The 21,691-nt window shown below is 53.7% G+C and carries 18 protein-coding genes and 1 other RNA gene; 5 read left to right on the top strand and 14 right to left on the bottom strand.

All coding sequences use genetic code 11. The features are described 5' to 3' along the window. Nucleotides 1-34: 34 nt before the first annotated feature. From sufE to sufA, 6 genes are read right to left on the bottom strand one after another with little or no spacing between them, the layout of a single operon-like run. On the bottom strand, nucleotides 35-451 hold the full coding sequence (sufE, locus tag AC790_RS11130) for a cysteine desulfuration protein SufE (protein ID WP_049851821.1): 417 nt from the start codon (nucleotides 449-451) through the stop codon (nucleotides 35-37). A 20-nt stretch (nucleotides 452-471) separates the two neighbouring features. Then, nucleotides 472-1,695 (bottom strand): cysteine desulfurase SufS, encoded by a 1,224-nt coding sequence (gene sufS, locus AC790_RS11135; RefSeq protein ID WP_049851822.1) that lies wholly within the window; start codon nucleotides 1,693-1,695, stop codon nucleotides 472-474. Continuing rightward, nucleotides 1,692-2,969 carry a Fe-S cluster assembly protein SufD gene (gene sufD, locus AC790_RS11140; RefSeq protein WP_049851823.1) on the bottom strand — a complete coding sequence of 426 codons (1,278 nt, stop codon included), beginning with the start codon at nucleotides 2,967-2,969 and terminating at the stop codon, nucleotides 1,692-1,694. Before sufD ends, sufS begins: the two co-directional genes overlap by 4 nt. Beyond that, a complete protein-coding gene (gene sufC / locus AC790_RS11145; protein ID WP_049851824.1) occupies nucleotides 2,944-3,690 on the bottom strand; it encodes a Fe-S cluster assembly ATPase SufC in 747 nt (248 codons plus the stop codon). Before sufC ends, sufD begins: the two co-directional genes overlap by 26 nt. 34 nt (nucleotides 3,691-3,724) lie before the next feature. Next, on the bottom strand, nucleotides 3,725-5,218 hold the full coding sequence (gene sufB, locus AC790_RS11150; RefSeq protein ID WP_007892719.1) for a Fe-S cluster assembly protein SufB: 1,494 nt from the start codon (nucleotides 5,216-5,218) through the stop codon (nucleotides 3,725-3,727). Nucleotides 5,219-5,225: 7 nt separating this feature from the next. Further along, the gene (gene sufA / locus AC790_RS11155) at nucleotides 5,226-5,600 is read right to left on the bottom strand and encodes a Fe-S cluster assembly scaffold SufA (RefSeq protein WP_007892717.1); all 375 of its coding nucleotides are present in this window, start codon (nucleotides 5,598-5,600) and stop codon (nucleotides 5,226-5,228) included. A gap of 389 nt (nucleotides 5,601-5,989) precedes the next feature. Here sufA and AC790_RS11160 point away from each other — a divergent pair, with 389 nt between their 5' ends. Then, entirely contained in the window at nucleotides 5,990-6,394 is a 405-nt protein-coding gene (locus tag AC790_RS11160) for a hypothetical protein (RefSeq protein WP_007892715.1), read from the top strand. A 30-nt stretch (nucleotides 6,395-6,424) separates the two neighbouring features. Here the strand turns inward: AC790_RS11160 and AC790_RS11165 are convergent, their stop codons facing one another. Then, nucleotides 6,425-9,478 (bottom strand): FAD-binding and (Fe-S)-binding domain-containing protein, encoded by a 3,054-nt coding sequence (locus AC790_RS11165; RefSeq protein ID WP_049851825.1) that lies wholly within the window; start codon nucleotides 9,476-9,478, stop codon nucleotides 6,425-6,427. A 205-nt stretch (nucleotides 9,479-9,683) separates the two neighbouring features. Between AC790_RS11165 and ydiK the strand changes: the two genes are divergently transcribed. Together ydiK and rprA are read left to right on the top strand one after the other, a co-directional pair. Further along, the gene (ydiK, locus tag AC790_RS11170; RefSeq protein WP_049851826.1) at nucleotides 9,684-10,796 is read left to right on the top strand and encodes an AI-2E family transporter YdiK; all 1,113 of its coding nucleotides are present in this window, start codon (nucleotides 9,684-9,686) and stop codon (nucleotides 10,794-10,796) included. Between the two features lie 329 nt (nucleotides 10,797-11,125). Beyond that, an RNA gene (rprA, locus tag AC790_RS24190) (antisense sRNA RprA) lies at nucleotides 11,126-11,233 on the top strand. A gap of 100 nt (nucleotides 11,234-11,333) precedes the next feature. Here rprA and ppsA read toward each other — a convergent pair. Continuing rightward, nucleotides 11,334-13,721, bottom strand: coding sequence for a phosphoenolpyruvate synthase (gene ppsA, locus AC790_RS11175; RefSeq protein ID WP_049851827.1), 2,388 nt, complete (start codon nucleotides 13,719-13,721; stop codon nucleotides 11,334-11,336). 450 nt (nucleotides 13,722-14,171) lie between these two features. Here ppsA and AC790_RS11180 point away from each other — a divergent pair, with 450 nt between their 5' ends. Further along, entirely contained in the window at nucleotides 14,172-14,999 is an 828-nt protein-coding gene (locus tag AC790_RS11180) for a pyruvate, water dikinase regulatory protein (protein WP_007892708.1), read from the top strand. Nucleotides 15,000-15,197: 198 nt separating this feature from the next. Continuing rightward, nucleotides 15,198-16,247, top strand: a complete 1,050-nt coding sequence (locus tag AC790_RS11185; RefSeq protein WP_049851828.1) for a 3-deoxy-7-phosphoheptulonate synthase — start codon at nucleotides 15,198-15,200, stop codon at nucleotides 16,245-16,247. Nucleotides 16,248-16,250: 3 nt separating this feature from the next. Here AC790_RS11185 and AC790_RS11190 read toward each other — a convergent pair whose 3' ends face one another. From AC790_RS11190 to btuC, 6 genes are all read right to left on the bottom strand, one after another. Beyond that, on the bottom strand, nucleotides 16,251-17,690 hold the full coding sequence (locus AC790_RS11190; protein WP_049851829.1) for a YdiU family protein: 1,440 nt from the start codon (nucleotides 17,688-17,690) through the stop codon (nucleotides 16,251-16,253). A 98-nt stretch (nucleotides 17,691-17,788) separates the two neighbouring features. Continuing rightward, entirely contained in the window at nucleotides 17,789-18,532 is a 744-nt protein-coding gene (locus AC790_RS11195; RefSeq protein ID WP_007892699.1) for an EAL domain-containing protein, read from the bottom strand. A 313-nt stretch (nucleotides 18,533-18,845) separates the two neighbouring features. Next, nucleotides 18,846-19,304, bottom strand: coding sequence for an NlpC/P60 family protein (locus AC790_RS11200; RefSeq protein ID WP_007892697.1), 459 nt, complete (start codon nucleotides 19,302-19,304; stop codon nucleotides 18,846-18,848). Between the two features lie 69 nt (nucleotides 19,305-19,373). Next, nucleotides 19,374-20,120, bottom strand: coding sequence for a vitamin B12 ABC transporter ATP-binding protein BtuD (btuD, locus tag AC790_RS11205; RefSeq protein ID WP_049851830.1), 747 nt, complete (start codon nucleotides 20,118-20,120; stop codon nucleotides 19,374-19,376). Continuing rightward, nucleotides 20,121-20,666, bottom strand: a complete 546-nt coding sequence (locus AC790_RS11210) for a glutathione peroxidase (RefSeq protein WP_049851831.1) — start codon at nucleotides 20,664-20,666, stop codon at nucleotides 20,121-20,123. A gap of 39 nt (nucleotides 20,667-20,705) precedes the next feature. Continuing rightward, the gene (btuC, locus tag AC790_RS11215; RefSeq protein ID WP_007892691.1) at nucleotides 20,706-21,689 is read right to left on the bottom strand and encodes a vitamin B12 ABC transporter permease BtuC; all 984 of its coding nucleotides are present in this window, start codon (nucleotides 21,687-21,689) and stop codon (nucleotides 20,706-20,708) included. Between the last annotated feature and the right edge of the window lie 2 nt (nucleotides 21,690-21,691).

Raw genomic sequence — 21,691 nt, forward strand, 5'->3', positions numbered from 1 at the left:
GACCCCGGTCAAGCCGGGGTCTGCAGAGTGTAACTTAGCTGAGGGTCTGAGCGTTATGCCGGATCGCGCGGATCATCGCTTCCAGCCCCTGCGAACGCGAGGGAGTGAGGTGTGAGGTCAGCGCTAATTCGCCAAACCAGTGACGCACATCGAGATCGAGAATCTCTGGCGCCTTAAGCCCTTGATATAGGCTAAATACCACTGCAATCAAACCCTTAACAATGGCGGCATCACTATCACCTTCGAAGGCAATCGTGCTATCCGCTTGTGGGGTCATGCGGATCCACACCTGGCTTTGACAGCCAGAAATCACATACTCTGGCTGCTGTAAGCTTTCGGAAGATTCTGGCAATTTTCCACCGAGTTCAATGATGTAGAGGTACTTCTCTTCCCAGTTTGCGCAACGATTGAAGTTACGCACCAATCTCTCTTTATCTGGCAAATTCGCCATGGATCACTCCTGAAATCTACTCAACCGCCCAGCAGACGATGAATACGGGTCAAACCTGCCGCCAGGCGATCGGCTTCTTCTTCGGTGTTGTACAGCGCGAAAGAGGCGCGACACATCGCCGGAACCGCATAATGACGCATCAGCGGCATGGCACAGTGATGTCCGGTGCGAATCGCAATACCGTATTGATCGAGGAAACTGCCGACGTCAAATGCATGATGTTTGCCGAGGTTAAAGGCAACTACGCCGCTGCGACTTTCCGGGCCATAAATCACCAGATCCGGTACTGACGCCAGTTTATCCAGCGCATAACGCATCAGCATTGACTCGCGCTGATGAATCGCATCCAAACCTAACTCAGTAATCCACGTCAGCGCCGCGCCGAGACCAATAATGCCGCCAGTGTTTGGTGTACCCGCTTCAAAGCGCCACGGCGTGGTGTTCCAGGTTGTGCCGGTTGGCAACACAACTTCAGAAATCATCGAACCGCCGCCTTCCCACGGTGGCATAATCTCCTGCAGCGCTTTACGCGCGTACAGCACACCAATACCGGTCGGACCGTAGATTTTATGGCCGGAGAACGCGTAGAAGTCGCAGTCGATATCCTGCACATCCACCGCGTGATGCATCACCGCCTGCGCGCCGTCCACCAGCGTAACCACGCCGGCCGCTTTGGCCTGCGCAACGATCGCTTTCACCGGATTGACCGTGCCGAGCACGTTAGAAACGTGGGTCACCGCCAGCAAACGGGTACGACTGTCGATTAAGCCGCTGAGCTGCTCCAGCGCCAGTTCACCCTGCGCGTTAAGCGGCAGTACGCGAATCTCTGCGCCGGTACGCTGTGCCACCATCTGCCACGGCACGATGTTAGCGTGATGCTCCATCTCGGTGACGATGATGTTATCGCCCGGCTGCAACTGACTGCCACCCCAGCTGTTCGCCACCAGATTGATGGCTTCAGTGGTGCCTTTGACGAAGATGATCTCTTCAGGCGTTGCCGCATTAAGAAAACGCGCCGCTTGATGACGTACGTTCTCCATGTCGGTGGTCGCCTGGGCGCTCAACGAATGGATACCGCGGTGCACGGCTGCATAGCCGTGCTGATAGAAATAACTTTCCGCATTGATGACCGCGAGCGGGCGCTGTGCGCTGGCCGCGCTATCAAGGTAGGCCAGCGGATGTCCGTTGACCTCACGTTTCAGAATCGGAAATTCCGCTCTGATGCGTTCGAGATCGAAACTCATGACTCAACTCCCGGGATACGCGCGGCAATGCGCTGCAGCACCACCTGACGCAGTACCGGATTCTCCAGCGTTTCGGTGAGTTCAGCGGCAAATGCATGGATGATCATACGCTGTGCGGCGGTCTCATCGATGCCGCGCGAGCGCAGATAGAACATCTGCTCTTCATCAATACGACCAATGGTCGCACCGTGGCTGCACTTCACGTCATCAGCATAGATTTCCAGCTGCGGCTTGGTGTCCACTTCCGCCAAACGGCCCAGCAACAGGTTATTGTTGGTCATTTGGCCGTCGGTTTTCAGCGCGTGAGGTGCCACTTTGATCATACCGTTAAACACCGCACGGCCTTTGTCGCGCGCGATGACTTTGTGCATCTGACGGCTAATGCAGTGGCCTTTATTGTGCTCAAGATAGCTGCGGGTATCGCACACTTCCTGATTCACCGGTAAAGACAGGCTGTTGATCGCCAGATTGGTATTTTCGCCATTCAGCTGTGCACTGGTATTGTGACGCGATAAGCCAGCACCCAACAGGAAGCTAGTGGTGCTCACATTTGCGTCACGGCCCATCACCACATCATTGTGCGCAAAGTGATATGACTTTTCGCTCTCAAATGACAGTTTGATGTGCTGCAGTTTGGCATTATCCGCCACGTCGAACGTGAAGCGTGCGCCAGTAAAGTGCGCCACATCATTCAACGTTACGTAGTGCTCAATCACTTCCGCTTCTGCGCTGGCTTCCAGCTGCAGATGGTGACGATGATGCACGGTATTGGTGCCTGCATCCTGCCCGCTGGTAATGTGCAGCAGGTAAAGTGGCTTAGCGGCTGATTTACCACGCGCCAGACGAATGGTTGTGGCTTCTTCCGCCAAACTTTCGGTCAGATGCAGGAACACTTCCGGCTGAATCGGTGCCGGCAGCGGACGACGCTCAGAAGCTTGCGCATGTTGAATGTCAAACAGGCCATTATCGCGGCTGCTTAACTCGGCCTGGAAGCGACCATCAACGAACACCAAGCGCACTGCATCAATCGGCAATGCCAGCGCATCAACCTGCTCAGCGCTCACTTCCTGCGGCTGCGGCAGAACAAACTGCTGCGCCAGCAGACCATCAAGCGGCGTGTATTTCCAGTTCTCGTGCTTACGCGTCGGCAAGCCGACACGCATCAGTTGCTGCCAGTGCTGCTGCGCCTGTAACGAACGCACGTCACCACGCGATTCAAACAGGTGGTGCCACTGCTGCAGGGCGTTATCACTCTTGGTCGGTAAGCCAGCCATAGCCTTGCTCCTCCAACTGTTTCACCAGTGAGAAATCGCCAGACTTAACGATCTTGCCCTGATACAGCACGTGCACGTGGTCTGGCTTGATGTAATCCAGAATGCGCTGGTAGTGCGTAACGATGATGAATGAACGCTTACCGTCGCGCAGGCTGTTAACGCCTTCTGCCACGATTTTCAGCGCATCGATATCCAGACCGGAGTCAGTTTCGTCGAGGATACACAGCTCAGGTTCCAGCGCCGCCATCTGCAGGATGTCATTACGCTTCTTCTCACCGCCAGAGAAACCGACGTTAACTGAACGGGTCAGCAGATCTTCCGGCATCTTCAGCAGCTGGATTTTATCTTCGATAAAGTCCTGGAAGTCGAAACGATCAAGCGGATCCTGCTCACGGTATTTACGTACCGCGTTGACTGAAGTCTGCAGGAAGAACTGGTTGCTGACGCCCGGGATCTCTACCGGATACTGGAACGCCATGAAGATGCCTTCACCGGCACGCTCTTCAGGCTCAAGTTCCAGCAGGTCTTTACCTTTGAACGTGACCGAACCGCCAGTGACTTCGTAATCTTCACGACCCGCCAGCGTTGCAGACAGGGTACTTTTACCTGAACCATTCGGTCCCATGATGGCGTGGACTTCGCCCGGCTTCACTTCAAGGTTCAGACCGCGCAAAATCTCTTTGTCTTCAACGCTAACCTGCAAATCTTTAATGCTTAACATACTCTTTCCTTCACATTGCTTCCGGCAACGGGCATCAGCCCACACTGTGCTCAAGGCTGATAGCTAACAATTTTTGCGCTTCCACAGCGAATTCCAGTGGCAGCTCGGAGAAAACGTCTTTGCAGAAGCCGTTAACGATCATTGAAATCGCATCTTCTTCGCTGATGCCACGCTGCAGGCAGTAGAACATCTGATCTTCACCGATGCGCGAAGTGGTAGCTTCGTGCTCCAGATGCGCCGTGTTGTTACGCGTTTCCACATACGGGAAGGTGTGCGCCCCGCACTCGGCACCAATCAGCATCGAATCACACTGGGTGAAGTTACGCGCGTTGGTGGCGGTTGGCATGATTTTTACCAGACCGCGATAGGTGTTCTGGCTCTTACCCGCAGAGATACCTTTCGAGATGATGGTCGACTTGGTGTTTTTACCAATGTGAATCATCTTGGTGCCGGTATCGGCCTGCTGACGGCCTGCGGTCAACGCCACAGAGTAGAACTCACCAATCGAGTAATCGCCACGCAGAATGCAGCTTGGGTATTTCCAGGTGATCGCAGAGCCGGTCTCGGACTGCGTCCAGGACATCTTGCTGTGATCGCCTTCGCACAGCGCACGCTTGGTGACGAAGTTGAGGATACCGCCCTCGCCTTCACCGCCCGGGAACCAGTTCTGCACGGTGGAATATTTTACTTCCGCATTTTTGTGGATGATCACTTCTACCACGGCTGCGTGCAGCTGATAGGTGTCACGCACGGGCGCGGAGCAACCTTCGATATAGCTAACGTAACTGTCTTCGTCGGCGATCAAAATGGTGCGCTCGAACTGACCGGTCTTAGCCGCATTGATACGGAAATAGGTCGACAGCTCCATCGGGCAACGTACGCCTTTCGGGATGTAAACGAAGGTACCGTCGGAAGCCACTGCAGAGTTCAGCGCGGCAAAAAAGTTATCGTTTGGCGGCACCACAGTGCCGAGATACTTCTGCACCAGCTCGGGATGATCGTGAATCGCTTCGCCGAAGGAGCAGAAAATGATGCCCTGCTTGGCCAGCTTGTCGCGATAGGTGGTCGAAACGGAGACGGAGTCGAAAATCGCATCCACCGCGACTTCACGGCCTTCACGCACCGGAACACCTAACTGATTAAACGCCTCTTCCACTTCCTGCGTCAGGTAATCGCTTGACGCGACGCTGCCTGAGGTTTGGGTAGCGCCGGGTTCAGAAGCACAGCTGTCATCGCAGTTGCCGCAGGACGGCGCGGAGTAGTAGCTGTAATCCTGATAATCCAGTTTTTCGTAGTGCGCTTTCAGCCAGTGCGGCTCTTCCATCTGTTCCCAGGCGCGGAACGCCTTCAGACGGAATTCAAGCATCCATTCAGGTTCGTTACGCTTAGCCGAAATCGCGCGCACCACATCTTCATTGATGCCGTGGGCAAATTCGTCGGTTTGTAACTGGGTAAAGAAGCCCTCTTTATAATTGAGCTTACCTTCCCACATTTGTACATCGTCAGATGCTTCGCTGTGTCGTGACATATTTCACTTACTCGACGCCAAAGCTTTCACCACACCCACAGGCGTGTTGAGCTTTAGGGTTGTTGAATTTAAAAATCTGGTTCAGACCTTCGCGGACGTAATCCAGCTCGGTACCGTCAACAAACGGCATCGCCTGAAGTGGCACAAACAGTTTTGCGCCGAATTGCTCAAACTGCAGGTCGTCATCGGCAGGATCTTTCACCAGGTCCATAACGTACCCAAAACCGGCACAGCCGGACGTTTTCACACCCAGTTTCAATCCCTTGACTTCAGGGTCTTGTTCTACCAGGTTAAGAATCTGTTTTGCTGCCGATTCGGTCAGCGTGAGCCCTTTCCAGACGAAATCTTCGGGTGAAAAAGAGTCGGCATTTACTGATGACATTGTGCTACCTCGTATGTCTGGGCCTTTTCAGGCTATCCCCCTATGGTAGTGATATCAGATATCACTTCAACCTCTTGTTTTGCAGGGATAATCATCTCGTGCTATTTTTTACTGCTGCTTTATTAAGCATAGTCGCTTCCGGGCAGATTGACGGTGGCCTTCCCGTGCGCACCCTGTCTACGTAACCCGTTAAATTGGCGTAAAATTTCTAAAATCAATTTTACGTTTCATTCCTGATTGATAGGTTACGCCTTTCTACTATGTAAATAAATTGTTATTGCCGATTTTACTAACAGGCAGAAGGAATCAATAAAATTTCACAGCGGGAATTGCATTCCTGACGCGGTTGAATATGATAATGATTATCATTAACCAATTAAGGTGGCGATATGACGCTTACCGTCTCAGCCTGGTTACAACATAAAATCGACGAATATAAGTTCTCGGTACGCGATATCACCGTTGACTTCTACATGGCTCAGGCAAAGCTCAACCGCACCGATTGCACCCTCGAACAACTGCGTCGCTTTAACGACACCTGTCTCGATATGGCAGAAATCTGCGAACTGAATGGCGACGACCACAGTTTCCTGCATGCCATGGGCAAGTTGCATCACCGCTTAGTACAGGAGATGGGCAACGCCGATCGTGACCGTTTGTTTCGCATCCAGGCTTATCAACTGGCGCGCCTATCGTTGACACGTCTGTGTCATCAACTGGCGCTCAGCGGCGAGTGGGATCAAGCCACCCGCCTGCAGAGTGATTTCGTCCGTCACGCAGGCTGGATATTCTAATCCAGCTTTGTGACGTCTCCTACAATTTGTTTACATCATTTCCAATAGTGCTTGCAGCGGATGGCGCATGCCATTGCCTTCGGCGCGTTTAACCTGGCTGCGACAGGAGAAACCGGTTGCCAGGCAGCGCTGACGCGGCAGCTTTTGCAACTGCGGATGCCATGACAGCTCGTAAATCCCCAGCGAATTCTCCAGATTTTTACTTTCATGGCCGTAAGTGCCCGCCATGCCGCAACAGCCCACGTTGACATTCTCCAGCTTCGCGCCAAAGCGCGCAAAGATACCCTGCCACTGATTTGGCGTGGACGGCAGTGCCGTCACTTCGGTGCAGTGCGCAAACAGATACCAGGCTTCACCGCTGGCGGTTTGTACCGCGCGCTCCGCCAGCGCGCTGTGCAGCCACTCGTGTACCAGCTGAACGTTAAACTCTCCGCGCTGCTCACCAAGCACCTGCTGGTACTCATCGCGATAACAGAGCACGGTTGCCGGATCAACGCCAACCATCGGCATGCCGAGCTTCGCCACACGATTCAGGAAGTCTGCGGTTTTGCTGGCAGTGCGCGCAAAGCGTTGCAGGAAACCTTTCACATGCTGCGCTTTGCCATTTGGCGAAAACGGCAGCAGCACCGGGCGATATCCGAGCTTCTCAATCAGTTTGACGAAATCAGTAACCAGTTGCGCTTCGTAATAGCTGGTGAAGGGATCCTGCACCACCAGCACACAGTTTTCACGTTGCGTACTGTCGAGCGCCTCCAGCTGTTCTAACGTCAGGTTCATCGCCGGATGACCGCTCAGCTGCTGCTTCAGGCTCGGTGACGACAACAGCGGCAGATCGACCATGCCGATGTGAGTTTGACTGAGTTCACGCATCCACGGCTGCTTCAGGAAGAAGTTAAACACGTTGGGCGCCTTGGCCATTAACGGTGCATAACTCTCAACGCTGGCCACCAGATGATCGCTCATCGGGCGCAGATAGCGGGTGTGATACAGCTGCAGGAAGCGCGAACGGAAATTCGGCACATCAATCTTAATCGGGCATTGTGTCGAACAGGCTTTACACGCCAGACAGCCCGACATGGCCTCTTTCACTTCGTGCGAAAAATCATATTCACCCTGCTTCGCGTGCCAGGTGTTACGCGTGCGCTGAATTAAGCTGCGCAGGCTAGCGCCCTGATGAGGAAGCGCCTTTTCCAGCTGGTTGGGATCCACACCCTGTTCGGAGAGCAAGCGCAGCCATTCACGCGTTAAGGTAGCGCGCCCTTTCGGCGAGTGAATGCGATTACGGGTGATTTTCATCGATGGGCACATCGGGCTGCGCGCGTCGAAATTGAAGCATAAACCGTTACCGTTACACTCCATCGCACCGCGCCACTCATTACGCACCGTGACGGGAATCTGTCGATCGTAAGTGCCGCGCTTCACGGCATCGACCTGCATCATCGCTTCGTTACTGCCTAATGGTGTACAGATCTTGCCTGGATTAAGGCGATTATCGGGATCGAAGGCGGCTTTAATACGCCGCAGCTCATTGAACAGCGTTTCGCCAAAGAATTCAGGACTGTATTGCGCACGGAAGCCTTTACCGTGTTCACCCCACAGCAGACCGCCATAACGCGCAGTCAGCGCCACTACTTCATCAGAGATCTGCTTCATCAGCAGCTCCTGCTGCGGATCGCACATATCCAGCGCGGGACGTACGTGCAGCACGCCAGCATCGACGTGGCCAAACATGCCATAGCTCAGGCCGTGGCTGTCCAGCAGTGCGCGAAACTCGACGATGTAATCGGCGAGATGTTCAGGTGGCACCGCGGTATCCTCGACAAACGGAATCGGTTTGGCACGTCCTTTGGCGTTCCCCAACAGGCCCACCGCTTTTTTGCGCATATTATAGATGCGCTCAATGCCGTTCAAATCGTCACACAGCTGGTAGCCGATGACGCCGCCGGATTGCTGCAGCATCAACTCATCCAGTCGCCGACACAGCATAGCGATCTGCTGTTCAATCAGCTCGCCATCGTCTCCGGCAAATTCGACGATATTCAGGCCCAGCATCTCTTTATCGGGTACATCGGTAATCAATTCGTTAACCGAGTGCCAGACAATATCTTCACGTGCCAGGTTGAGTACTTTGGAATCGACGGTTTCTACCGACAGCGCTTTTGCTTCCACCATAAAAGGCGCATTACGCAGCGCTGAGTCGAACGAATCGTACTTGATGTTTACCAGACGACGCACTTTGGGAATGGGCGTGATATCGAGGCGCGCCTCGGTGATAAACGCCAACGTGCCCTCCGCACCGCACAGCAGACGCGTCAGATCGAAGGTCTGCAAATCGTCGCTGAACACGTGGCGCAGGTCGTAACCGGTCAGGAAACGATTGAGCTTGGGGAATTTTTCGAGAATCAGATCGCGCTGTTCGCGGCAGCGGGTTAATACCTGCTGATAGATGCGGCCTTCAGCGGTGGGCGTGCTCGCCAGCTGTTCCGCCAGTTCGGTGGGCATGGCGCGCGTATCAAGAATATCGCCGCCCAGCAGCACCGCGCGCAGACCTTCGACGTGATCGGAGGTTTTGCCATACACCAATGATCCCTGTCCGGAAGCATCGGTGTTAATCATGCCGCCTAAGGTGGCGCGATTACTGGTAGAGAGTTCCGGTGAGAAGAAAAAGCCATACGGCTTCAGCCACGCATTGAGTTGATCCTTTACCACGCCCGCTTCAACACGCACCCAACCTTGTTCGGTATTGATCTCCAGGATGCGGTTCATGTAGCGCGACATGTCCACCACGATGCCCTGATTCAGCGACTGCCCGTTGGTGCCGGTACCGCCGCCGCGGGGAGTAAACACCAGGCTAGTGAAGCGGTCTTCACCGGCCAGACGCGCAATCAGCGCCACATCGGCCGTGGAGCGTGGAAACAGCGCCGCATCGGGCAGCAGTTGATAAATGCTGTTATCGGTGGAGAGCGAGAGGCGATCGGCATAGCTGGTGGCGGTATCGCCGGTAAAACCTTGCTCTTTTAGGGACTGCAGGAATGTCAGCACCAGTTGAACGAGGCCCGGTGCCTGAGAAATCTGTGGGATCATTATTGAGTGACCGAGATGTTGTAAACGTTTGCGTCGTCATTTTTTTCAGCCCTTGGTTTTATCATATTTTTTTGCTGGCTGCTGTTTTTTCAGGAATGCGTGCCGCTTCCGCTGCTTTTCCTGTTTAATTTTCGGGAAATAGATCATCATTAATCAGGGCTGTTCAGCCCCACTCTGAAGGATTCAATCGAGGTTAACCGTTGTGATGAAAAGCTTGCAACGCGGTATGGACTTACCGCAAATGCTGTTTTCGCTGATGTTCATTCTGATCATGATCATCGCCTGTCTGTGGGTGGTGCAGCCGTTTATTCTGGGCTTCGCCTGGGCCAGCATGGTGGTGATTGCTACCTGGCCATTGATGATTCATCTGCAACATCTGCTGTGGGGACGACGCTCGCTGGCGGTGATCGCCATGACTATTTTGCTATTACTGCTGTTTATTATTCCTATTGCTCTGCTGGTCAGCAGCCTGATTGATAACAGTGCGCCGGTAATTACCTGGGCGACGCAGCGCCATCTGGTGATGCCTGATTTCGCCTGGCTACGTGAGATTCCTTATGCGGGCAGAAAACTCTACTCCAGCTATCACAAGTTAGTCGATGGCGGTGGCTCGGCGATACTGAGCCAGGTGCAGCCTTATATTGGTCGGACGACAGGCTTCTTCGTCGCGCAGGCCGGGCACTTTGGTCGTTTTATGATGCATCTCATCGTGATGCTGCTGTTCAGCGTGCTGCTCTACTGGCGCGGGGAACAGGTTGGGCACGGCATTCGTCATTTTGCTTATCGCATGAGCGGACGCCGCGGCGATGCCGCAGTGCTGTTAGCGGGTCAAGCCATTCGGGCCGTGGCGCTGGGTGTGGTGGTCACCGCACTGGTGCAAGGCGTGCTAGGCGGCATTGGGCTGGCGATTTCCGGCATTCCTTATGCCACATTGCTGACCGTGCTGATGATTCTGACCTGCCTGGTGCAGCTCGGTCCGCTGGTGGTGCTGGTTCCGGCCATTATCTGGCTTTACTGGAGCGGCGATACCACCTGGGGCACGGTGCTGCTGGTGTGGAGTTGTGTGGTAGGTACGCTGGATAGCGTGTTGCGCCCGGTACTGATTAGCATGGGTGCAGATTTGCCGATGATCCTGATTCTCTCCGGCGTCATTGGCGGTTTAATTGCCTTTGGTATGATCGGTCTGTTTATCGGTCCAGTGGTACTGGCCGTCTCTTATCGACTGGTTTCGGTGTGGATGCATGAAGCGCCCGAACCGGATGATGATATGCAAACCGCCATTGAAGCCCTCGCCGAGCACGAAGAAGAGCATCCTTAAGGTAAAATTGTTGCTGAGATGAATTTTGTCAGGTGCGCCCCCGTGCGCACCAAACTTTCCGCTGCCAATACTCCGTTTTACACTGGCCTTACTTTAACCCGCCTAATGCCCCCGTTCATTTCAGTGAAACAATAATTTTTTTCCATAAGCGATTTTTAAGATAAAACGCAGTTTTCGCTGCTTTAGGCGGGATTCGTTAATCGAATGATTATTTTTCAAACTGAATCAGGCGCGAAAACCTCAGAAAATCTCCATGAAAGGTTATCAGCTTTAAACTAATAAGAGGATTCTTAAAGACGCCAGCGAGCCTGATCAATAACATGTTTCCTATGTTTGGAATCAAGCTACTGATTTTTAAACAACCTTATTCCCCTGAGTAAAGTGAAGAATTGCTGTGTGTAGTCTTTGCCCATCCCCTGTGATGGGCTTTTTTTTGTCTGTTATTAATGCAAAAAAATAAGGCCAGCAGAGCTGACCTTAATGATTTTAACCTCAACGCATCAGATTCATGCCCGATACGTCAAAATTACCGTTTGGTTAATGTTTCGCGGCGTTCAGCTCAGCTAAACCTAACCAGGTTTCCACTACGGTATCCGGATTGAGCGACAGGCTATCAATGCCCTGCTCCATCAGCCATGCGGCAAAGTCCTGATGATCGGACGGTCCTTGCCCACAAATACCAACGTATTTACCCTGTTTTTTCGCTGCCTTGATGGCCATCGACAGTAGCGCTTTCACCGCATCATTGCGCTCATCAAACAGAGCCGACACCACGCCGGAATCGCGATCGAGCCCCAGCGCCAGCTGCGTCATATCGTTAGAACCGATAGAGAAGCCATCAAAGTGCTCAAGGAACTGTTCCGCCAGCAAGGCATTTGACGGAATCTCACACATCATGATCACCTTGAGACCGTTCTCGCCGCGCTTCAGGCCATTTTTTGCTAATTCCGCCACCACCGCTTCGGCTTGATCGACGGTGCGCACAAACGGGATCATGATCTCGACGTTGGTCAGCCCCATCTCGTTACGTACGCGTTTCACTGCTTCACACTCCAGCTTGAAGCAGTCGCGGAAATTGTCGGCCACGTAACGACCGGCACCGCGGAAGCCGAGCATCGGGTTCTCTTCCTCCGGCTCATAACGCTCGCCGCCTACCAGGTTGGCGTATTCGTTAGTTTTGAAATCAGAGAGACGGACGATCACGCGCTTCGGTGCAAACGCCGCGCCCAGCGTAGCAATCCCTTCGGTCAAACGGCCGATGTAGAACTCAATGGGGTCGTCAAAACCTTTCATCATCTGACGAATCTGCTGTTGCAGCTCCGGCGTTTGCTGATCAAACTCCAGCAGCGCTTTCGGATGCACGCCAATCATACGGTTAATGATGAATTCGAGACGCGCCAGGCCTACCCCTTCGTTTGGCAAGCAGGCGAAGTCAAAGGCCCGATCCGGGTTACCAATGTTCATCATAATTTTCAGCGGCAGATCCGGCATGGTGTCGACCTGCGAGCTGGTCACTTCAAAATCCAGTAGCTCGCCATACACATAACCGGTATCGCCTTCGGCGCAGGAAACCGTGACTTTATGACCATCTTTGAGGTGATCGGTAGCATCACCACAGCCCACCACCGCGGGAATACCCAGTTCACGCGCGATGATCGCCGCGTGGCAGGTACGACCGCCGCGATTGGTGACAATGGCCGACGCTTTCTTCATGATCGGTTCCCAATCAGGATCGGTCATATCGGTTACCAGCACATCGCCTTTTTCAATGCGGTGCATCTCGCTAATATCGTGAATGACCTTCACTTCGCCAGCGCCAATGCGATGACCAATGGCGCGGCCTTCAACCACCACCTTGCCTTTACCCTGCAGCGTATAGCGCTCCATGACCTGGCCATTAGAGCGTACCGTTTCCGGACGCGCCTGCACGATAAACAGTTTGCCGGTGTGGCCATCTTTCGCCCACTCAATGTCCATCGGACGCTTATAGTGCTGCTCAATCAGCACCGCCTGACGCGCCAGCGCCTGCACTTCGTCATCGGTTAAACTGAAGCGATCGCGCTGCTCCTGCTCAACATCTTCAATGCGCACCTGCTCGCCATGCTCCTGCGAATCGGCATACACCATGCGCAGCTTTTTCGAGCCCATGGTGCGGCGCACAATCGCCGGGCGATTGGCTGCCAGCGTCGGTTTGTGGACGTAGAACTCATCGGGGTTAACCGCGCCCTGCACCACCATTTCACCCAAACCGTACGCCGAGGTGATAAACACCACCTGATCAAAGCCCGATTCGGTATCAATGGTGAACATTACGCCAGACGAAGCGAGGTCCGATCGCACCATGCGCTGAATACCGGCTGACAGCGCGACGCCGCGATGGTCGTAGCCCTGGTGCACACGATAAGAGATGGCACGATCGTTAAATAAGGAAGCGTAAACGTGTTTGACTGCGATAATCACCGCGTCATAGCCCTGCACGTTGAGGAACGTTTCTTGCTGGCCAGCAAACGAGGCGTCGGGCATATCCTCGGCGGTCGCTGATGAGCGCACCGCGAAGGAGGCCTCAGCATCATCCGCAGAGAGTTGTTCGTAGGCGCTGCGAATCGCCGCCTCCAACTCAGGTTGGAATGGCGTATCGACCACCCATTGACGAATTTGTTTACCCGCTTGCGCGAGTTCAGCAACATCATCAACATCCGTTTTATCCAGCAAATCATAAATACGCTGGTTCAGTCCGCTTTGATCGAGAAACAGATTAAACGCGTAAGATGTGGTCGCGTAGCCATTTGGCACGGAAACGCCCAGCGACGACAAATTAGTAATCATTTCTCCGAGGGAGGCATTTTTACCTCCCACCCGATCAACATCATGCATGCCAAGCTGGTTGTACCAGAGCACTAGCGACTGTTGGTCTTGATTGGACATTGAGATTATCCTTTTAAATGATGTGAATACACATGGAACATTTTGCTGTTCGCCAAAACAGCCTGGCACAACCGATTAATAAAGACTAAGTGTTGAATCGTTAAAGCAGGAAAAGAGCGGCAAAATAGGATTAGTACTTAGAATTACCTGAGTTGCGCAACCGGGCTATTTCAGGTTAATTGATTGCTGTGGTGATATTTTTCCCCTTTTCAGAGGGTTAGCGATTGATTTTTGTTGCGCAACGCCTGCACACTTTATTTCATGCGCGAAAAGGAAAATGCGCGAAAATAGCGCTTTTCAAAACACCATTTCATCTAAAATTGATTATTCGCTTATTCATCTTTGTGAGCGCATTAGCGGACAATATGGATATTTCATTTTACTATTATTTAAAATGAAATATTGTCATTGTTAATTTGGTCATGGGTACGCAAGAGGATTATTCGCACTATGAATACTGAACGCAGCGTCTTTTACATTTCTGATGGTACCGCCATTACCGCCGAAGTGCTCGGGCATGCGGTGCTGTCACAGTTCCCGGTGATGACCCATAGCGTGACGCTGCCGTTTGTGGAGAATGTGCAGCGCGCGCAGGCGGTTAAAGCACAGATCAACGCGTTGTATCAGCAGAGCGGCCTACGTCCAGTGGTGTTTTTTTCCATTGTCACCCCCGACGTGCGCGAAATTATTCTGGAGAGCGAAGGCTTTTGTCAGGACATCGTGCAGGCGCTGGTGGCGCCGTTGCAGAGCGAACTGGGCGTCGCATCGATGCCGGTAGCGCACCGAACGCACGGATTAACCGCCAGCAATCTGGGTAAATACGACGCGCGTATTGCGGCGATCGATTACACCCTCGCACATGATGACGGTATTTCGTTACGTGGCCTGGAGGATGCGCAGGTGATTTTGCTCGGCGTGTCGCGCTGCGGTAAAACCCCCACCAGCCTCTACCTGGCAATGCAATTTGGCGTGCGTGCCGCCAACTATCCCTTCATCGCGGATGACATGGATAACCTGAAGCTGCCGCCGGCGCTGCGTGCGCATCAGCATAAGCTGTTCGGCCTGACCATCGATCCGGAGCGTCTGGCGGCGATTCGACAGGAGCGCGCGGAAAATACCCGCTATGCGTCGCTGCGCCAATGCCGCCTGGAAGTGGGCGAAGTGGAAGCGCTGTTCCGCACTAACCAGATTCGTTACCTCAACAGTACCAACTATTCGGTGGAAGAGATCGCCACCAAAATCCTCGATATCATGGGCCTCAGCCGCAGCATGTATTAACAGCCTTCTATTGTGTCGCCAACTTTGGCGACCTCATGGGCTGAGAATCCACCTGTATTTAGGGCGTAAAGCCTGGCTTCCGTCTTGTTTTATGCCCTTTGTTTTTAGCAGGTTGAATTCGCAGACTATTAGTTTATTGTGACCACCATCACTTCCCGGTATTTCACCGCTGCGAAGAACCCATTTTTGAGAATCTCAATGAACAAGACTGATGAACTGCGCACCGCGCGCATCGGTAGCCTGCTGACTCCGGCTGCACTCGCGCATGAACACCCCATTTCGGCGGACATTGCCGCCAACGTCACCGCGGCACGCCAACGCATTGCGCGTATTCTGACCGGTGAAGATCCACGTCTGCTGGTGATTATCGGCCCATGCTCGCTGCACGATCCCAAAGCGGCGATGGAATATGCCCAGCGTCTGAATGTGCTGCGCGAGCGCTATCAGGATCGCCTGGAAATTGTGATGCGCGCCTACTTCGAAAAGCCCCGCACCGTCGTGGGCTGGAAAGGCCTGATTTCCGATCCAGATTTGGATGGCAGTTACGATGTGAATCGCGGCATTGCTATTGCCCGCAAATTGCTGCTGGATATCAATGCGCTGGGCATGCCGACCGCCACCGAATTTCTCGATATGGTGATCGGCCAATTTATTGCCGACCTGATTAGCTGGGGCGCGATTGGCGCGCGTACCACCGAAAGCCAGATTCACCGTGAAATGGCCTCGGCGCTCTCCTGTCCGGTGGGCTTTAAAAATGGCACCGACGGCAACGTACAGATCGCGGTAGATGCGATTCGCGCCGCGCGTGCCAGCCATATGTTCCTGTCACCCGATAAAAACGGTCAGATGACCATTTATCAAACCAGCGGCAACCCGCATGGTCATGTGATCCTGCGCGGCGGTCGTCAGCCCAACTATCACGCTGAAGATGTGGCAGCGGCGGCAGCGAATTTGCGTGATTTCAACCTGCCTGAGCAATTGGTGATCGACTTTAGCCACGGCAATTGCCTGAAGCAGCATGGTCGTCAGCGTGACGTTGCCGATGATGTGGCCGCGCAAATCCGCGCGGTTTCACGTGCGGTTGCCGGCGTGATGATTGAGAGTTTCCTGCAGGAAGGGAATCAAAAAGTGGTGAGCGGTGAAGCGTTAACCTATGGCCAATCGATCACCGATCCGTGCCTCGGCTGGGAAGACAGCGCCGAGGTGCTGGCGAAACTGGCTGCCGCAGTCGACAGCCGTTTCAACTAACGCTTAGCTGGAGCAGCTCACTTCCAGCGTTTTGCCCCACTCTGGCGGCCGTTGGCGCAACTCAGCGCTAACGGCCGCATCGCTATACGGCTGCTGTAACGCGTTATGCAGCCTGGCTAACGCCGTCGTCTCGCCTTTCTCAACCTCTTCAATCACCTGCTGTGCCAGATAGTTGCGCAACACCAGTGCCGGATTGGCTGCTTTCATTACCGCCTGACGCTGCTCATCGCTGGCCTGGTCTTGTAACAGGCGCTGGCGATAGTCGCTGTACCAGCGATCAAAGGCGGCGCGATCGATAAACTCATCACGCAGCGGCGAACGGGTTTCCTGCTGTTGGGTGTCGCTTAGCATGCGGAAGGTCAGCGTGTAATCGCTGTGTTCTGCGGTCATCAGTGACAGCAAGCCGGTGAGAATAGTGTTGTCATTGGCATCTGCTGTCAGCAAACCAAGCTTAGCGCGCATCTTCTCACCCCAAACGCGCATCAACTCATTTTCATACTGGCCGAGCGCCTGCTTAAGCTGTTCGGTACTCAGCAAACCGGATAAGGCATGTGCCAGTCGATTCAGGTTCCACAGGCCAATCATCGGCTGATTTTCGAAGGCGTAGCGCCCCTGATAATCACTGTGATTGCAGATATAGTTCGGCTGATAGTCGTCGAGGAAACCGTACGGACCGTAATCCAGCGTCAATCCCAGAATCGACATGTTATCGGTGTTCATCACGCCGTGCGCAAAGCCAACGCTTTGCCAATGCGCGATCAGGCTGGCGGTTCGTTTCACGATATCAGTGAACCACAGCTGATAACGATCCGCTTCATCCTGCAGTTGCGGCCAGTGATGGCGAATCGCGTAATCCGCCAGCATACGCACTTTGTCTTGCTCACCCGCATAATAGACGTGTTCAAAATGGCCGAATCGCAGATGGCTTTCCGCAATGCGCATCAACATCGCGCCGCGCTCCTGCGTTTCGCGCAGTACCGGCTCATCACCAATCGCTAACGCCAGCGCGCGCGTAGTGGGAATCCCCAGATGGTGCAGCGCTTCGGAAGCGAGGAATTCCCGCACGCTGGAACGGATCACCGCGCGTCCATCGCCCATTCGCGAATAGGGCGTTAATCCTGCTCCTTTCAGGTGCCAGTCCAGCTTGCCACCCCTGGACAGCTGCTGTTCACCGAGCAAAATGCCGCGTCCGTCGCCCAGCTGTCCGGCCCAAACGCCAAACTGGTGGCCGCTGTAAACCTGTGCCAGCGGCGACATGCCGGGCAGCAGCTCACGTCCTGACCATACGCCGTGGCCGTTGCCGGCAAAGAGCGCATCGTCTACCCCCATCTCTTGCGCCAGCGGTGCATTGTGATAAAACAGCCGTCCACCCGCCAGCGGCGTCGGCGGCAGCGCGGTGTAGAATCCGGGTAATTCTTGCTGCCAGCTATTGGTAAATTGCATCGATACTCCTGAAGGTGCACTTTAACAAGGCACCAGCATTGAGTTTTAAGATAAAGCAGAGTGTAACGCCGACGCGGCGCGGAAGACAGGCGAAAGGATTACTGCTGCGAAGGCGTGGGTAAATCAAGGTCGGAATAAATCAGATCGTTCAAGCGTTCGGCCTTAACCACCGGGAACAGGCTGCCCTGCAGCTGCGCACCGCTAAGCGTGTTCATCTTTTCCATCATTTGGTTATCATCGACACCGCAAATAATGATCTGCTCTGCAAAATCAGAGAAAGTATCGATAACCGTTTGAATAAATGGCGTAAAGGAAGCGCGCTTAGCCAACCCCTGAATAAAGGCTTTATCCAGTTTCAGGACGCTAAACAGATTATCGTACACCGCATTTGCCGGTGCTTTTCCTGCGCCAAATTGTGAAAGCGATAAACGAAATTCGTGTTGCAACGCCGCTAACAGAGGATGGGATTTACCCAATGCCAATTGCGGAAACGTTTCGCTGATATCCAAAACAATAAAAGGAATTTGTTTGAATTTTCTTAACAGAAACTCGCTGGCTAAAAGTGTATTTGCCATAGAATCATCAATACGAACCAAAGCGATAATTTGATTGAGCTCAAAAAAGTCGCGGTACTTTTCCAGCAATGAAAGTTGGCTCTGTAACAGACGTAATTGCTGCGCATCATCCAGCTGCGGCAACAGCAAATCCTGCGGCAGCGTAATAGGTGCGCTGTCGTGGACAAATTGCGTAACCAGCTCGACCGCAGTCAGCTGGCCCGTCAGAGAATAAACTGGATAAAACCAGGTTTCCGACTGATAGTCGGCAGACAGATGGACTTTCATTTTACAAGCCAGAAGCAATGGCAATTGGCGCATCGTATATCAACGAAAACAACCAGGCAATAGGACCAAACGTTTGAAGAGATGCCGTTTTCAGTCTTATTACGTCGGTTTAAGCCGCAAATAATACTTAAGCCAAATAAGCCGGGTTAATGTCCATACCAATTAAATAAAATTACGCTTTATTTTTAGTATTAAATCAATGGCGGGTAAAGTGCCATTTTAAATGATAGTTAAATATCGGCACAATTCGGATTTAATTCAGGGTGAATAACCCTTATTTTTTCGCGCTTTTATTGCTCAAACAGATCCACGTTTAGATGCGACGCGCCTGCCAAAATACTTTGCGCCAGTAAACATTGTCCAGCGAGGAGCGAATCACACCCTGACTGGTAGAGGCGTGAATAAAGGTGTTGTCGGTATCATAAATACCCACATGCAAACCATTTTCTCCACTACCGGTTTTGAAGAACACCAGATCGCCAGGCAGCAGATCGTCTTTATTGATACGGGTACCAATGTCGGTTTGATCGATAGTCGAACGCGGTAGCTGCATGTCGAATTTATCGCGGAAAGTGAGATAGACAAAACCCGAGCAATCGACACCACCCCGACTTAAACCGCCGTAGCGATAGGGCGTGCCGCGCCAGCGGCTAAGCTGCTCGTTGAGCTGGGCAATTACGGTGATGGAATCGGACAGACGACCATTGGGCGGCGGTGCATGATGGCTACAACCGGCCAGCAACAGTGCCAAAATAAAAATCGTCAGCCGCATCAGCGTTTTCCTTCATTCCTTGTCCGGCTGACACTTTAGCGGCAAAGCGCTACGGCACGCAATCCTCTGTCAGGGAATAAACAGCAGCGGACCTTGTGCGGTATCGATTTGTTCAAACGGAGTTTGATAGAGTGGCGCTAATTGTGCCGCAGTTAACACCGCGCTGGCCCTGCCTTGTTTAACCACCTCGCCCCGATGCATCAACCACACGCGGTCGGCATGGCGCAGGCTGTGATTAAGGTCGTGGCCGCTGGCGACAATTGCCAGTCCGCTACGGCACAGCTCAGCCAGCAGCTTATCGACTGCCCGCTGCTGCGCCACATCCAGCGCACTCATTGGTTCATCTAATAGCAGCAGCTTGCCGCGTGGATTAAGCGCCGGATGGACCTGTAGCACCACGGCAGCCAGACGCACCCGTTGCCACTCTCCGCCGGAAAGCTGCGTCACACTGCGGGTCAGCTTGTCTTGTAGCCCCAGTTGAGCCAGTACGTCTTGTAAAACAACGTCGGTTTCAGCCGTTAGTAGCGCGATGTGCATACGCAGATAGTGCCACACCGGCATCTGTCCCGGCGCCATCTGCTGCTGAGGCAGCCAGCCACGCAGCTGCGCCAACGCCGCCCCGCTAAGCGCCGCCAGCGCTGTACCGCCGATCAGCATGCTGCCCTGGCTCGGCAACAAGCCTGACAGCATCGCCAGCAGCGTACTTTTGCCGGCACCGTTCGGCCCAACCAGGTGCACCAGTTCACCGGCGTTGACGCAAAGTTCGACCGGAGCCAGTCGCCCTGAGACGCTGGCTCCGTGGCACTGCAGCACCATTTACTCTGCCAGCGCCTGCTCAACGCGTTTCAGAATGATCGGGTCATCCGGCGTCATATCCGGTGAGAAGCGTGCAATCACCTGGCCCTGCTTATTGATGAGGAATTTCTCGAAGTTCCACAGAATATCGCCCAGCGCTTTAGGTGCACGGCCTTTACTCTCCATACGTTCGAGGAACCCGCTGCCTTCCGGACGCTGCGCAACCGGTTGTGCCGCCGTCAGCTGCGCATACAGCGGATGACGCTGTTCACCGTTGACATCGGTTTTATCAAACATGGGGAAGGTAACGCCGTAAGTGGTGCTGCAGAAGGTTTTGATCTCTTCGTTACTGCCCGGCTCTTGCTCGAGGAATTGATTGCACGGGAAACCGAGCACGCTGAAATTTTTATCCTGCCAGGCTTTTTGCAACGATTCCAGCTGCTCATACTGCGCCGTCAGGCCACATTTTGAGGCCACATTCACCACCAGCAATACTTTTCCTTCATATGCTGCCAGCGTGGTTTTCTCTCCATCCAGCGTGACCAGTTCAGTTTGATAAATGCTCATAGTCGATTCCTGTTGTTGATAACACGTTGCCAGCCAAAGCTAGCGCGAAGACTTCACTAATAACACGATAAACAGCGGCGCGCCGAGCGTGGCGGTTACCACACCGATCGGCAGTTCGGCCGAGGTTAAAACCAGCCGAGCAATAATATCTGCGCCGAGCAGTACCGCCGCACCCGCCAACGCTGCCGCCGGAAGCAGATAGCGGTGATCGCTTAAACCACTGAGGCGTAATAGATGCGGAATGACCAGGCCAACAAAGCCAATTGCGCCGGCCATCGCCACGCTAACGCCGACTAACCAACCCATAGCCAGTACCAGCAAATTGCGCCACAGCAGCAGCGGCAAACCCAGCTGACGCGCTGAGGTTTCACCCAGCGCCAGTAAGTTAAGCGTACGCGCGGTAGCAATTAACAGCAGCGTGACCGGCAACAGCGCCAGCATCATCCAGCCATAGCGCCAGTCAATGCCGCTAAAACCGCCCATCATCCAGTACATGAGCTGGCGCAGATCGAGGCTGGTGCTAAAGTACACCGCCCACGTCATGATCGCGCTACAGATAATGCCCAGCGCTACGCCGGTTAGCAGTAAACGGCTCACCGATAACTGTTGGCGCGCGAAATGCAGCAAAAGAAGCGTAATCAGTAGTGCGCCAGCCATCGCCGCCAGCGCTAAGCTCCATAATGAGCCGTTACCGAGCATCACGCCCATCACCAAACCAATGCCAGCGCCATTAGACACGCCAAGCAAGCCCGGTTCCGCTAGCGGATTGTTGAACAGTGCCTGCATCACCACACCACATACCGCCAGCGCCGCGCCAACCAGCACCACTGCCAGCGTACGCGGCATGCGCAGTTGCCAGACGAACAGATCGCCATTGGCCGAAAACCATTGGGTGGGGGAAATCCAGCTGTCACCGGCACACAGGCTAAGTCCAATCAACAGCACTAACAGCACGCTGAGTGCGATAAGCCAGCGCTGGCTGCGGCGATTTGCCTGACGGGCAAGCTGATCCAGCAGAGTCATAG

Source organism: Pantoea sp. RIT-PI-b (assembly GCF_001187905.1).
Classification (GTDB): Bacteria; Pseudomonadota; Gammaproteobacteria; order Enterobacterales; family Enterobacteriaceae; genus Pantoea; species Pantoea nemavictus.